General features: G+C 64.2%; 13 protein-coding genes. 9 read left to right on the top strand and 4 right to left on the bottom strand.

Going from position 1 to position 13,539, the window contains the following annotated elements; translation table 11 throughout:
- Positions 1-8 precede the first annotated feature (8 nt).
- The 9 genes from AC3WK8_RS27210 to AC3WK8_RS27170 all read left to right on the top strand — a co-directional run bounded on the left by AC3WK8_RS27210 (position 9) and on the right by AC3WK8_RS27170 (position 7,503).
- On the top strand, positions 9-821 hold the full coding sequence (locus AC3WK8_RS27210; RefSeq protein ID WP_103323801.1) for a 2-keto-4-pentenoate hydratase: 813 nt from the start codon (positions 9-11) through the stop codon (positions 819-821).
- A 13-nt stretch (positions 822-834) separates the two neighbouring features.
- Positions 835-1,773: an acetaldehyde dehydrogenase (acetylating) gene (locus AC3WK8_RS27205; RefSeq protein WP_103323800.1), complete on the top strand. Its 939-nt coding sequence runs from the start codon at positions 835-837 to the stop codon at positions 1,771-1,773.
- A gap of 12 nt (positions 1,774-1,785) precedes the next feature.
- Positions 1,786-2,820, top strand: a complete 1,035-nt coding sequence (gene dmpG, locus AC3WK8_RS27200; RefSeq protein ID WP_103323799.1) for a 4-hydroxy-2-oxovalerate aldolase — start codon at positions 1,786-1,788, stop codon at positions 2,818-2,820.
- Positions 2,817-3,608, top strand: a complete 792-nt coding sequence (locus AC3WK8_RS27195) for a 2-keto-4-pentenoate hydratase (protein ID WP_103323798.1) — start codon at positions 2,817-2,819, stop codon at positions 3,606-3,608. Before dmpG ends, AC3WK8_RS27195 begins: the two co-directional genes overlap by 4 nt.
- The gene (locus tag AC3WK8_RS27190; RefSeq protein ID WP_103323797.1) at positions 3,605-4,039 is read left to right on the top strand and encodes a RidA family protein; all 435 of its coding nucleotides are present in this window, start codon (positions 3,605-3,607) and stop codon (positions 4,037-4,039) included. The genes AC3WK8_RS27195 and AC3WK8_RS27190 overlap by 4 nt, the downstream gene beginning before the upstream one ends.
- 2 nt (positions 4,040-4,041) lie before the next feature.
- Positions 4,042-4,614 carry a 3-hydroxyanthranilate 3,4-dioxygenase gene (locus AC3WK8_RS27185; RefSeq protein WP_103323796.1) on the top strand — a complete coding sequence of 191 codons (573 nt, stop codon included), beginning with the start codon at positions 4,042-4,044 and terminating at the stop codon, positions 4,612-4,614.
- Positions 4,611-5,600, top strand: a complete 990-nt coding sequence (locus AC3WK8_RS27180) for an amidohydrolase family protein (RefSeq protein WP_103323795.1) — start codon at positions 4,611-4,613, stop codon at positions 5,598-5,600. The genes AC3WK8_RS27185 and AC3WK8_RS27180 overlap by 4 nt, the downstream gene beginning before the upstream one ends.
- A gap of 252 nt (positions 5,601-5,852) precedes the next feature.
- On the top strand, positions 5,853-7,196 hold the full coding sequence (locus AC3WK8_RS27175; RefSeq protein ID WP_103323794.1) for an MFS transporter: 1,344 nt from the start codon (positions 5,853-5,855) through the stop codon (positions 7,194-7,196).
- A gap of 100 nt (positions 7,197-7,296) precedes the next feature.
- Entirely contained in the window at positions 7,297-7,503 is a 207-nt protein-coding gene (locus AC3WK8_RS27170) for a hypothetical protein (RefSeq protein WP_103323793.1), read from the top strand.
- 82 nt (positions 7,504-7,585) lie between these two features.
- On the opposite strand, the gene AC3WK8_RS27165 is transcribed toward AC3WK8_RS27170, so the two are convergent.
- The 4 genes from AC3WK8_RS27165 to AC3WK8_RS27150 form a co-directional block, all read right to left on the bottom strand.
- Positions 7,586-8,908 carry an OprD family porin gene (locus AC3WK8_RS27165; RefSeq protein WP_103323792.1) on the bottom strand — a complete coding sequence of 441 codons (1,323 nt, stop codon included), beginning with the start codon at positions 8,906-8,908 and terminating at the stop codon, positions 7,586-7,588.
- Positions 8,909-9,130: 222 nt separating this feature from the next.
- Positions 9,131-10,549: an amino acid permease gene (locus AC3WK8_RS27160; protein WP_103323791.1), complete on the bottom strand. Its 1,419-nt coding sequence runs from the start codon at positions 10,547-10,549 to the stop codon at positions 9,131-9,133.
- 31 nt (positions 10,550-10,580) lie between these two features.
- The gene (gene kynU / locus AC3WK8_RS27155) at positions 10,581-11,825 is read right to left on the bottom strand and encodes a kynureninase (RefSeq protein ID WP_068578603.1); all 1,245 of its coding nucleotides are present in this window, start codon (positions 11,823-11,825) and stop codon (positions 10,581-10,583) included.
- A gap of 400 nt (positions 11,826-12,225) precedes the next feature.
- Complete coding sequence (locus AC3WK8_RS27150) at positions 12,226-13,200, bottom strand: PAS domain-containing protein (protein WP_158091415.1); 975 nt, start codon at positions 13,198-13,200, stop codon at positions 12,226-12,228.
- Between the last annotated feature and the right edge of the window lie 339 nt (positions 13,201-13,539).

Here is a 13,539-nt window from a genome sequence, read left to right as displayed (position 1 = left end):
GCTTCAACATGCATGCTGACCTGATCGAAGCGGCACACCGCTTGCGCCAGGCCCAACTCGACGGCCAACCCTGCGCCCCGGTACGCGAGCTGATCGCCCGGGCCGCCGCGCAACAGCCGCAGTCCGCCCTGATCGACCTGGCCTACCAGGTACAGCGTTACAACAACAGCATGGCCATCGATGCCGGGAGTCGTCCGGTGGGCCACAAGATCGGCCTGACCTCCCGTGCCGTGCAAAAACAACTGGGGGTGGACCAGCCGGACTTTGGCCAGCTGTTCGCCGACATGGCGCGCGGCGACGGCCAACCCATCGCCTGGAGCGATACCTGCCAACCCAAGGTCGAGGCCGAAGTCGCCCTGGTCCTGGAGCGCGACCTGCCCCATGAGCGCCATACCCTGGCCGACCTGATCCGCGCCACCGCCTTCGCCCTGCCGGCCATCGAGATCGTCGGCAGTCGCATTGCCCAGTGGGATATCCAATTGAGCGACACCATCGCCGACAACGCCTCCAGTGGGCTGTTCGTCCTCGGCAGTTGCCCTGTGTCCCTGGACCGCCTCGACCTGGTGCGTTGCGGCATGAGCATGACCCAAGGCGGCGAACCCGTCTCGGTGGGCGTCGGCGCCGCATGCCTGGACAACCCCTTGAATGCCGCCCTGTGGCTGGCCGACACGCTGGTCCGTCTGGGCACGCCTCTGCGCGCTGGCGACATCCTGCTTACCGGCGCCCTCGGCCCCATGGTGGCGGTCAAGCCAGGACAGCGCTTCACCGCCCATATCCAGGGCCTGGGCAGCGTCAGCGCCGCCTTCGCCAGCGCCCAATAGACCGGAGCCCATCATGACCACAACCCTCAAGGCCGCGATCATCGGCTCGGGCAATATCGGCACCGACCTGATGCTGAAGATCCTGCGCCAGGCCCGGCACCTGCAACTGACCGCCATGGTCGGCATCGACCCCGCTTCCGACGGCCTGGAGCGGGCCCGGCGCCTGGGCGTAGCCACCACCCACGAAGGCGTCGAAGGGCTGCTGCGCATGCCCGAGTTCAGCGCCATCGACATCGTCTTCGACGCCACCTCGGCCGCCGCCCACCAACACCACGAGGCCGTACTGCGCCAGGCCAAACCCAGCATCCGCCTGATCGACCTGACCCCGGCGGCGATCGGCCCCTATTGCATCCCGGTGGTCAACCTGGAACAGCACCTGGACAGCCTTAACCTGAACATGGTGACTTGCGGCGGCCAGGCCACCATTCCCATGGTGGCTGCAATCTCCCGGGTCGCCCCCGTGCACTACGCCGAGATCGTCGCCTCGATTGCCAGCAAGTCTGCCGGCCCCGGCACCCGGGCCAATATCGACGAGTTCACCGAAACCACCCGCCACGCCATCGAAACCATAGGTGGTGCCGCCAGGGGCAAGGCCATCATCGTCATGAACCCGGCCGAACCACCCCTGATCATGCGCGACACGGTGCTGGTGCTATCGGCCGCCGCCGATCAGCAGGAGGTCGCCGCCTCCATCGCCGCCATGGCCGAAGCCGTGCAGGACTACGTGCCCGGCTACCGACTCAAGCAGCAGGTGCAATTCGACCCGGTCCCACCCTCCGCGCCGGTGCTGATCCCTGGCCTTGGGCACTTCAGCGGACTCAAGACCTCGGTGTTCCTGGAGGTCGAGGGTGCCGCCCACTACTTGCCCGCCTACGCCGGCAACCTCGACATCATGACCTGCGCCGCGCTGGCCACCGCCGAGCGCATGGCCCAGTCCATGCTCAATCGCTGAAGGAGCTTCGCCATGACCTCAACCCCCGGCAACAAGCTCTACATCTCGGATGTGACCCTGCGTGACGGCATGCACGCCATCCGCCACCAATACAGCCTGGATCAGGTCCAGGCCATCGCCCGGGCCCTGGATGCCGCTCGGGTCGACAGTATCGAGGTGGCCCACGGCGATGGCCTGCAGGGCTCCAGCTTCAACTACGGTTTCGGCGCCCATACCGACCTGGAATGGATCGAAGCCGCCGCCGACGTCCTGCATCACGCCCGCATCGCCACCCTGCTGCTGCCCGGCATCGGCACCGTGCATGACCTCAAGGCGGCCTATCGCGCCGGTGCCCGGGTGGTGCGGGTGGCCACCCATTGCACCGAGGCCGATGTCTCGCGCCAGCACATCGAATGTGCCCGGGAACTGGGCATGGACACCGTGGGCTTCCTGATGATGAGCCACATGACCAGCCCGGAGAACCTCGCGCTCCAAGCCCGGAAAATGGAAAGCTACGGCGCCACCTGCATCTACGTGGTGGACTCCGGCGGCGCCATGAACATGCAGGACATCCGCCTGCGCTTTCGCGCCCTCAAGGCCACGCTCAAGCCGGACACCGCCACCGGCATGCACGCCCACCACAACCTCGGCCTGGGCGTGGCCAACTCCCTGGTTGCCGTGGAGGAAGGCTGCCAGCGCATCGACGCCAGCCTCGCCGGCATGGGGGCCGGGGCGGGCAATGCGCCGCTGGAGGTGTTCATTGCCGCCGCCGACAAGCTGGGCTGGAACCATGGCACCGACCTGTATCGCCTGATGGACGCCGCCGATGACCTGGTACGGCCGCTGCAGGATCGTCCGGTGCGGGTCGACCGCGAAACCCTGGCCCTGGGCTACGCCGGGGTCTATTCCAGCTTCCTGCGCCACGCCGAAATGGCCGCCCGCAAATACCAGCTCAAAACCGTCGACATCCTGGTGGAGCTCGGCCGCCGCCGCATGGTCGGCGGCCAGGAAGACATGATCGTCGACGTTGCCCTCGACCTGCTCGCTGCCCGGGAGTCCCGCCCATGAGCCTTGATCTAGAACCCATCGCCCACGCCCTCGACCAGGCAGCGCGCACTGCCCGCCCGCTGCCCCAGTTCAGCCAGCACACGCCGTTCGACCTGGCGCAGGCCTATGACATCCAGCGCGCCTCCATGGCCCGCCGCTACGCCGACGGTGAACGCACGATCGGCCTCAAGCTCGGATTCACCAGCCGGGCCAAGATGGCCCAGATGGGGGTCGCCAGCCTGATCTGGGGCTGGCTCACCGACGCGATGCTGGAAGAAGATGGCGGCACCTTGGGCCTCGATCGCTATATCCATCCGCGAGCCGAGCCGGAATTGTGCTTCCTGACCCGTCGCGTCATCGACCGGCCCCTGACCCAGCTCGAAGCCGTGGACTATCTGGAGGCCGTGGCCCCGGCCATCGAGATCATCGACTCCAGGTACGAAGCGTTCAGGTTCAGCCTGGAAGACGTGATCGCGGACAACTGCTCATCGGCCGGGCTGGTGGTGGGCCCCTGGTCCCGGGATTTCTCGACCCTGGCCAATGCCGGGGTGCTGATGCGCCTGGACGGCGCGCTGGTGGAGGCCGGCTCCACCGCGGCGATTCTCGGGCATCCGCTGCGTAGCGTGGTGCAAGCCTCGCTCCTGCTGGCCCAGGCGGGTATCAGCCTGCCCGCCGGTAGCCTGATCATGGCGGGCGCAGCCACTGCCGCCGTGGCCTTGTCCCCTGGAGCCCATATCCAGGTGGAGATCGCCGGTTATGGCGAATGCGCCTTCAGTTGCAGCGGCCATTCCCGGGGAGAGCGCCCATGACCAGCAAGCGCGCCACCCTGGTACCCGGCAAGGCCCATCCCCGGGGACGTTTTCCCCATATCAAGCGCGCCGGCGACCTGTTGTTCGTTTCCGGCACCAGTTCGCGACGTCCGGACAACAGCTTCGAAGGCGTCGAGGTGGATGCCCTGGGCACCACCGCACTGGACATTCGCGCCCAGACCCGGGCCGTGATCGAGAACATCCGCGACATTCTCGCCAGCGAGAACGCCGGCCTGCAGGACCTGGTGGAAATCAGCGCATTCCTGGTGGACATGAACGACTTCGGTCCCTACAACCAGGTCTATGCGCAGTACTTCGACGAGCAGGGCCCGACCCGCACCACCGTGGCCGTGCACCAATTGCCGCATCCGCACCTGCGCATCGAAATCAAGGCGGTGGCCTATGCCCCGCTCAATCGCCGAGAACAATAACAATGGACAAACATCACTACAGCGCCCCACTTAACTTCAACCGCTGGCTCGATGAACACGCGCACTTGCTACAGCCGCCGGTGGGCAATCGCCAGATCTGGCAAGACGCCGACTTCATGGTCACGGTGGTGGGTGGCCCGAACCAGCGTACCGATTTCCACGACGACCCCATGGAAGAGTTCTTCTACCAGTTCAAGGGCAACGCCTACCTGAACATCTGGGATCGCGGCCGCTACGAGCGCATCGATCTGCGCGAAGGCGACCTCTACCTGATGGCACCCCACGTCATCCACTCCCCCCAGCGCCCGGAGCCCGGCAGCCTGTGCCTGGTGGTGGAGCGCCAACGGCCACCGGGAATGCTCGATGCGCTGCAATGGTCCTGCGCTCACTGCGGCACATTGATCCAGCGCCACGAGCTGCAGTTGCGGAGCATCGTCGACGACCTGCCGCCCCTCTACGAAACCTTCTACGCCAGCAGTGACCAGCAACGTCGCTGTACCGGCTGCGGCGAAATCCATCCGGGTCGCGACTGGCAAACCTGGCACCGCACGCTCAAGACAGTGACCTGCCCATGAAAATCGACATGCATTCGCACTTCTTCCCCGCCATCACCCAGGACGAGGCCGCGCACCTGGACCCGCTACGCGCGCCCTGGCTGCACAGGGATGGCGCCAAGGGCCAGATCATGGTCGGCGACAAGCCCTTTCGCCCGGTGCATGACGTGCTCTGGGACCCGGCCCGGCGTATCGAGCACCTGGATGAACAAGGCCTGGACATCCAGATCATGTGCGCCACGCCGGTGATGTTCGGCTACGACGCACCGATCGAACGGGCCCTGCCCTGGGCCCAGCGCATGAACGACCGGGCCATGCAGATGACCGTCGGCCATGAGTCGCGGCTCAAGGTCCTGGCCCAAGTGCCGCTGCAGGACCTGGAGGCGGCCTGCGCCGAAGCCAGCCGGGCACGGGCCATCGGTCATGTCGGCGTGCAGATCGGCAACCACGTGGGCAATCACGACCTGGATCAGGAGCACCTGGTGTCCTTCCTCGATCACTGCGGGCGCAACGACATTCCGGTGCTGGTCCATCCCTGGGACATGATGGGCGGCGAGCGCATGCGCAAATGGATGCTGCCATGGCTGGTGGCGATGCCCGCGGAGACCCAGCTGGGCATCCTCTCGCTGATCCTCTCCGGGGCCTTCGAACGCCTGCCTGAGTCCCTGCGTATCTGCTTTGCCCATGGCGGTGGCGGTTTCGCCTTTCTCCTGGGACGGGTGGACAACGCCTGGCGCCATCGCGACATCGTCCGCCAAGACTGTCCGCAGTTACCGTCGAGCTACGTCAAGCGCTTCTTCGTTGACTCCGCGGTATTCGACCCCGGCGCCCTGCAATTGCTGGTGGAGGTGATGGGCAGCGAGCGGGTGATGCTCGGCTCCGACTCGCCCTTCCCCCTGGGCGAGCAGCAGATCGGCAGCGGCGTGGCGCACCACCCGACCCTGGCCGAGGCCGACAAGTCGCGGATTCTCGGCGGCAATGCCCAGGCGTTCTTCAACCTGCACTGAGTCCGCGCCCCTCTCATTTCCGGCAGAACCTGCGTTACCGAGGAAGCCGGCACCAGCAGCCCTTCAACAGTGGCCCAGGGAACCTGCCAGGGCCAAGGGGCTGGCCATGGTCGAAAACCGGGTTGGCCGCAAGCCGGAGCCTGCCGTAGTGAGAGGGCTGCCTTAAAAAAATGCCCAAAAGCCCCATCCGGCGGTTCCCAGAGTCCGGGTTGGCGAGCGCTGCGCCCAGAACACCAACAATAAGGAGCCACCATGCACCAGCGTACGCAAAACCCTTGCGAGATCATCGATCGCAGCCCGGTTTCTGCCCTGCAGATACGGGTGTTGCTGTTGTGTTTCCTGATCCTTGTGATGGACGGTTTCGACACCGCGGCCATCGGCTATATCGCCCCGGAACTGATCCGGAACTGGGGCATCGAACGGGCGCAACTGGCCCCGGCCTTCGGCGCCGGATTGTTCGGCATGCTGTTGGGCAGCTTCTGCTTCGGGCCTCTGGCCGACCGCCTTGGGCGCAAGAGCGTGTTGCTGATCTGTGTACTGATCTTTGCCCTGGGCACCCTGGCTTCGGCCCTGTCGCCTTCGATCGAGGTACTGGCCGGCCTGCGCTGCATCACAGGCATCGGCCTGGGCGGCGTGCTGCCCAATTGCATTACCCTGAGTTCGGAATATTCCCCGACGCGACGCCGCATGCTGCTGGTGACCCTGAGCTATTCCGGCTTCACCCTGGGCCTGGCCCTGGGGGGTGGCGTGGCCGGGGCACTGCTGCCCACGGTGGGCTGGCAGGGCCTGCTGGTCATCGGCGGCATCGCCCCTTTGCTGCTATGGCCCGTGTTGTATTTTGCCCTGCCGGAATCGGTGTGCTTCATGGCCAACAACCCGCGCCATACCGTGGCCCTGCGCCGCATCGTCGAGCGGATCAGCGGTGAAACCGACTGGCAGCAGGTGCGCTTTGCCGGGGACGCTCCGGCCAGCCTGGGGCGCTCGCCATTATCGGCCCTGTTCAGCCAGGGCCAGATGCCCCGCACCCTGCTGCTCTGGCTGACCTTCTTCTGCTGCCTGCTGGTGTTCTACCTGCTGACCAGCTGGCTGCCCACGGTATTGCACGCCAGCGGCTATGACACCGCTGACGCAGCCCGGATCAGCGCGATGATTCCTCTTGGCGGGGTGCTGGGCGGTATTGCCATGGCGCTGCTGATGGATCGCATCGGCGCCCTGCGCATCCTGCCCTGGCTGTGCCTGGGCGCGGCGGCGGCCCTGGCCCTGACCGGCAGTCAACTGCACGGCGCTGTCGGCACCCTGGTCATCGTCTTCCTCGCCGGTTTCAGCCTCACCGGCACCCTGAACAATCTCAGCGTGGTGGCCGCTATCCTCTACCCCACCGCCTCACGGGCCACAGGCGTGGCCTGGGCCCTGGCGGCCGGGCGTGCGGGCTCGATTACCGGCTCGATGCTGGGGGGCTGGATCTTCAGCAATGCCGGGAGCCTGGAGCACTTCTTCCTGTGGATTGCCACTCCGGTCCTGCTGGCTGGGCTGGCGTTGGGGCTGATGAACCGCATTCGGCAAAAGCCACAAGCCGAGATCGAGCCCACGGCTTGAACCAGGCTCCAGCGGCCTCCTGGCCAGCGCCGCGATCAAGTCCGGCCCATGCTCGCGGCCGGTTCCAGCCATCGGCGCCCTGATAGCAAGATCCAGGGCTGTGCTGCGCGTAGAAATAGCAAGGCTGCGCTGCAGCATCACGGTCCGAGCAGTGCAAACCGGACTCGACCTGAGAATCGTGGCGGGGGAGCTCTGGCAAGGTGACCAGCATCTGGGCCTGGCCTCGCCAGAGCAGCGCAAGGACCTGCCCGAGATGTTGGTCATGGGTGCCGCGCTCGTCGAGAAAAAAGCCGCGGCAATCCCCTAGGCCCTCGCTGCGGCATCGACTCCAGGAGCCGACAATGCCGCGCTCCCTCGCGGGGCGACGGCATTGAGCGTTTCAGGTGTCTTCAGAAAATATCGATCGGGTAGTCGGTGATCAGCCGGAACTCATCCATATTGCCCTCGCCCTGGGCCACATTCGCCCGGTGCCAGGTCTGGCGCAGGCGCAGGCTCAGCTCCTTCCAGGGGCCGCTCTGCACCACATAGCGTGCCTCGACGTTGATCTCCCGGTGCACCCCATCCTTGCCATACATCCCGGCGTAGGCGCTGCCGGCCGGGGTGTGCGTGCCGTCGATCCCGGAGCCCCGCAGGTAACGGGTCATCAGGTTCAAGCCCGGCACGCCATAACTGGCCAGGGAGAGGTCGTAGCGCAGTTGCCAGGAGCGTTCGTTGGGCCCGTTGAAGTCCGAGTACTGCACCGAGTTGGGCAGGTAGATCGAGGCGCCCTGGTCGCGGCCGTTGCGACCGTTGCGATCCAGGTCACCGACCCCCAGGTAGTCGAACGGGGTGTTGCCATCGACGTTCTGCAAGGCAAGGGTCATACGGTGAGCGCCCAGGCCATAGAACACCGCAGCGCCCAGCGTGGTGTTGTTGATGGCCCCGGCCTTGGAGCGGCCAGTGTCGAGGGTGCGATACAGGTTGAGGTCGAAGCCGGCCTGCTGCCCTTCCCCCAAGTCGGTGCGGCCGTTGAGGTTGGCGTAGTACTGGTTCCAGATGTCCTGGAAGCGCGCAACGTAGAGGCTGGCACCCAGGTCCCGGGTGAACTGGTACTGGCCACCGGCGTAGTCCACCGAAGGGGTGGTGACACCGCTATAGAACGCCCACAGATCACCACTGCTGTTGGTGGTGACATGACCGGTGGCCGATGTGAAGTGCCCGGCCTGCAGCTTGAGCCGGTCAAGCTCCTGGCTATCCAGGGCAAAGCCGGTGGCGGTTTGCGGGATCAAGCGGTTGTGACCGATAGCGAACACCGGGGTATCCACCGATTGCTCGCCATAGCGCAGCACACTGTTGGAGACCTTGATCTTGAGCGCGGCACCGGCTTTGGAGTATTCGTCCGCCGGCTTGCCGTTGTCGTGGATCGGCAAATTGTAGGTGCCGGTCTTGCCGCCGGAGGCATCCAGCTTGAGTCCCAGAAAGGCAAAGGCATCCACGCCCACGCCAACGGAGCCCTGCGTGAACCCCGAACTGAAGCGCCCGATAAAACCCTGGGTCCAATCCTTACGATCCGCGCGACCATCCTGAATGCTGCGATTGAAATAGTAGTTGCGGGCCAGCACGCTCAGGTGACTGTCCTCGATGAAGCCCGGCTCGGCAGCCTGGGTTGTCCAGGGCAAGCAGCCCAATAGCGGCAACAGCAATGGCGATAGAGAACGCGAGACATGGGGCATGGCAAAACCTCTGGTGATTTATTGTTTTTGTCATGGGTGATGCAGTGCAGCCGCCCGGCTCCCTTGGGGGACATGGAGCCACCGGAACCGAGCGATCCAGGAAATGAAGGCTTGTGTGCCAGCGCGCTCGTCCAGCCGCTGCCCCTGGCCGCGTACGACTCGCAGGGCAACGGTGCTTTACAGCCTTCGCAGGTTCGCTAGCGTCTACAGAGGCAGTACCGCTCAGGGTTGTCGCAGCGGCAGCGGCTTGGGGGCTTGGGCGTCAACGGCCCGCTTGCCGCGAAACCGCAGGTAGTAGATCGACAGGATCAGCCCCAGGAAGGGCAACCCGCAGACCAGGGTCAGTAAGAACGGTTCGGTGAACAACGTCGTGACCATCACCGCCAACATCAGCAACAGGCCACCGAGGCTGGTCCAGGGATAGCCCCAGAGCTTGAAGGCCAGGGGTTCGCTGCCCAGCTGGCGACGGAAGCACAAGTGGGTGAGGAAGATCCCGGCCCAGGTGAACATGGCCCCGAACATCGCGATCGACATCATCAGCGTGAAGGCTTGCTCGGCATAGGCCAGGTACAACAAGGTGGCCAGGGCAATGCCCAGGGATGACAGCAACAGCGCTGCCAGTGGCACGCCATTGCGGCTCAGGCGACCAAAAATCGCCGGTGCCTGGCCAGCCCGGGATAGGCTGAACATCAGCCGGGTGGTGATGTACAACTGGCTGTTCATCGCCGACAGCGCCGCCACCAGGATCACTGCATTGATCACCCCACCGGCATAAGGGATGCCGCTGGCCGCCATGACCATGACAAAGGGGCTTTCCCCGCCGGTATTACGCGCCCAGGGCACGATGGCCAGGACCAGGGCGATGGTCAGCAGGTAGAACACCACCAGGCGCACCACGGTAATGCGAAACGCCCGCGTCACAGCGCGTTCGGGGTCCTTGGCCTCGCCCGCCGCTACCGCGATCATCTCGATGCTCAGGTAGCTGAAGAAGGCCACGATCACTGCGACCCAGGTACCCCAGACGCCATTGGGAAAGAAGCCCCGGTCATTACTGTAGTTGGCCAGGCCGATACCCGATTCCATGGGCGCGTCATACACCACCCAGGCCCCCAACAGGATGAAGGCAACGATGGCGCACAGCTTGAGCAGCGAGAACAGGTACTCGATGCTGCCAAATACCTTGACGCTGAAGGCGTTGGCCAGGATCAGCGCGAGGGAGAAGCCCAGCATCCAATAGCCTCCCGGCACATCCGGATACCAGAACTTCATGTACATCGCCGCGGCGGTGATTTCCGTGCCCACGGCGAACACGATGGAAGCCCAGTAGGCGTAACGCATGGCGAAGCCGAACCAGGGCGCCACATAAAACTCGGCGAACGAACCGAAAGACCCGGAAGTCGGGTGACGCACGGTCATTTCCGCCAGGCACCCCATCAGCAACAGCGCGATCACCGCGCCGATGCCATAGCTCACCAGCACGCTGGGCCCGGCGAAACCGATGGCAAAACTGCTACCCAGGAACAGCCCGGTACCGATGGCCCCGCCAATGGCGATCATCGACAATTGGCCGCTGCTCAAGGTTTGCTTGAGGCCTTTCTCACGGTCTGCCACTTGTTTGAAGGTGTGTGTTGTTTTTGTCATGACACGCTTGCTCCAAGGCTAGGCACTGGGGTCAGGTCACCGATTTACGGGCCAGGAACTGCGGCTGGTTCCACTCGCCGCTCACGAGGATTTCCCGCAGTGCCCCCACGCACTCCCACACCTCTTGGTAACGGTTGTACAGCGGTGCAAAACCAAAACGCAGGATGTCCGGTGCACGGAAGTCACCGACTATGCCCCGGGCAATCAGGGCCTGCATGACCGGATAGGCCTGGGGGTGGCTCAGGGAGACCTGGCTGCCGCGCTGTTCGGCCTGCCGGGGCGTGCACAGCGTCACACCCAGGCCCTGCAACTGCTGGTCGCAGAGAGTGATGAACAATTCGGTCAAGGCCTCGCTCTTGGCTCGCAGTACCTGCAGGTCGACCCCATCGAACGCTTCCAGGGCCGCTTCCAGGGCCAGCACTCCCAACTGTGGCGCAGTGCCCACCAGCATCCGGTCCAGGCTCGGATGCGGTTGGTATTCATGGGTGAAGTCGAAGGGTTTGGCATGGCCATGCCAACCTGTGAGCGGCTGGCGCAAATGAGGGATATGGCGCTCGGCCACAAAGACGAAAGCCGGAGCCCCGGGTCCGCCATTGAGGTACTTGTAGCCGCAGCCTACGGCAAAGTCGGCGCCCGCCGCATTCAGGCGGACCGGCATGGCCCCGGCGGAATGACACAGGTCCCAGACCACCAGGACCCCCAACTCATGGGCACGGGCGGTAATGGCCGCCATATCGTAGCGGCGGCCGGACTTGAAATTGACATGGGTCAGCGAGAGCACCGCCACTTCTTCACTCAGGGCCTCCATCACCTGCTCGGGATCGACGCACTGCAACTGGCACCCCGTCAATTCCGAGACCCCCTGGGCGATGTAGACATCGGTGGGGAAATTGCCGTTTTCCGCCAGGATCACCCGACGTTGCGGCTGCATGCGCAACGCGGCCACCAGCACCTTGAACAGGTTGATCGAGGTCGAGTCGGCAACGATCACTTCATGCGCCTGGGCACCGACCAGATGCGCAATGCGCGCTCCGGTGCGTTGCGGTGCCGGATACCAGTCGGCATCGTTCCAGGAGTTGATCAGCCCCTGGGCCCATTCCTCCTTGAGGACTTGCTCGATTCGCGCGGGCACATGGGCCGGCATCGCCCCCAGGGAGTTACCGTCCAGGTAGATCTTGTGTTGCGGCAAGGCAAAGCGCTGGCGACAAAAGGCCAGTGGATCGGACTCATCCAGTTGTTGGACCTGGTCCAGGCGACAGGGCGTGGAACTGCTCATGACTATCCCTCGGCATTTATTGTTGTGGCGCCTGGACGGCGACAACGGCCGCCAGGCTGCCCAGATCCTAGCCAGGGTTGCCATTACTGGATAATAGAAAAGAAGCCGGCGTGTATTCCTTAAGGTAATGGCCAGCCCAACGCGAGAATCATCATGAGCGGCGCCATCAGGTACGCCCCTGGCTAGCCGCAGCATAAGGCCGACTCGCTCGAGTGATAGCTAGCGGCAAGCAAGAACTCGTGGTCGTTCATTGCCACGGGTCGGCCCCATCCGGAACGTTGAGCAATCTCTCGGCGTTCGCACAGGTCTGCCCGGTTCAAGACTTGGCAAGCCAGCCGCGAGACAGTCTCGGCGGTACCGTATCCGTCCGCCCCCCCCCACACCGAACCCTGGCCCGTGCCTACTTGCCAGCCAATGAGAGCCTCAATGCCACCCGCAGCCCCTGCGCAGACCAGTTCCGCTCGATGCGCCCGCCAGCGACGATCGCTAGCTCATCGATCAGCTCGCAGCCATAGCCATAGCGAACCGGTGGGGCGGAAATCGCCGGCCCGCCCTTCTCCACCCAATCCAGGTTCAGCCAACCTTCCTGGCTGGCCCAACGTATGTCGACCCCGCCCTCGGCGATGCTGAGGGCGCCATGTTTCACCGAATTGGTCGCCAGCTCATGGAGCAGCAGCGCCAACAGGTTGGCCAGCGGCCCTGGGACGTGCTCGGCCGTACCGCTGAATCGGCATTGGCTGCCGAAAGGTTGCAGTACGGAACCGACAAAGGCCGCCATGTCCACAGCCTTGGCCCCCTCGCTATCCAGAACCAGGGTGTAGACCCTGGATAACGCCCGCAGCTTGTCGGCCGCAAGCTTGCCCAACCGGTCCAGGGCACCGGTGCTGCGGGCTTCCCTGTCAGCCATCATGACCACCGCATCGGCCACGGTGAAAAGATTCTTGATCCGGTGCAGCCTTTCACCCGTCAGCAGTTGTTCGCGCACCAGCGCCTGGTTCAGCTCCTGCTGCAGCAACACCTGTTCGGTCACGTCGCGAGACACGCACACGATGCTGTGCACCCGCCCCTGCCGATCAAGGGTGGGGGTCAGTACATTGTCCCAGTGGATGATCTTGCCGTGGGCATCGCTGTAGCCGGCAAAACGCGCGCAGAGCCCCGCCGCCGCCGAGGCCAGGGCCTCATGGGCAGCCTCGTGGGTCGCAGCAGGCAGCAGCGGTACCCAGGCCGTACCCCTGACCTGGGCCTGCGAGATCTGGAAGGCCACGCATCCGGCTTCACTCATGGCCAGGAGCACGCCATCGGGCGTCAGCACGTGGATGCAATCGCAAGAGGCATCCAGCATTGCCCGCTGTATATCGGCAACAGTGAGTTGCATGCCGGGAATTCCCTGCTTGTCCTGATCTTTCTGCATATACCTTGACTACCCGAACAGTGAACCTGGAGCAAAGCGCCAAGCTTTCACGCGACAGAAATATGACGAAGACTTTCCTGCAGCCAATCAATGTTCGAACAGCATTCACGGCATTTGCCGAAACTTGCTATAAGCAGCATTAATGTTGCCTGCCTGTAGTCCAGCCGATGAAACCACCACCTTCACTATAGTTAACCAATCCACCCCAAGGATATGGCGAGGGCAACTGAAAAACCGAATGAACACTCAAAAAAACTTATCCCGGAGTATCGAATAGCTCCAGGAGATGTCTCACCATCCAAA

It is taken from the genome of Pseudomonas sp. FW507-12TSA, from assembly GCF_058781435.1.
The sequence above is the reverse complement of the archived record's forward strand: the minus strand, read 5'-3'. Positions and strand labels throughout refer to the sequence as shown.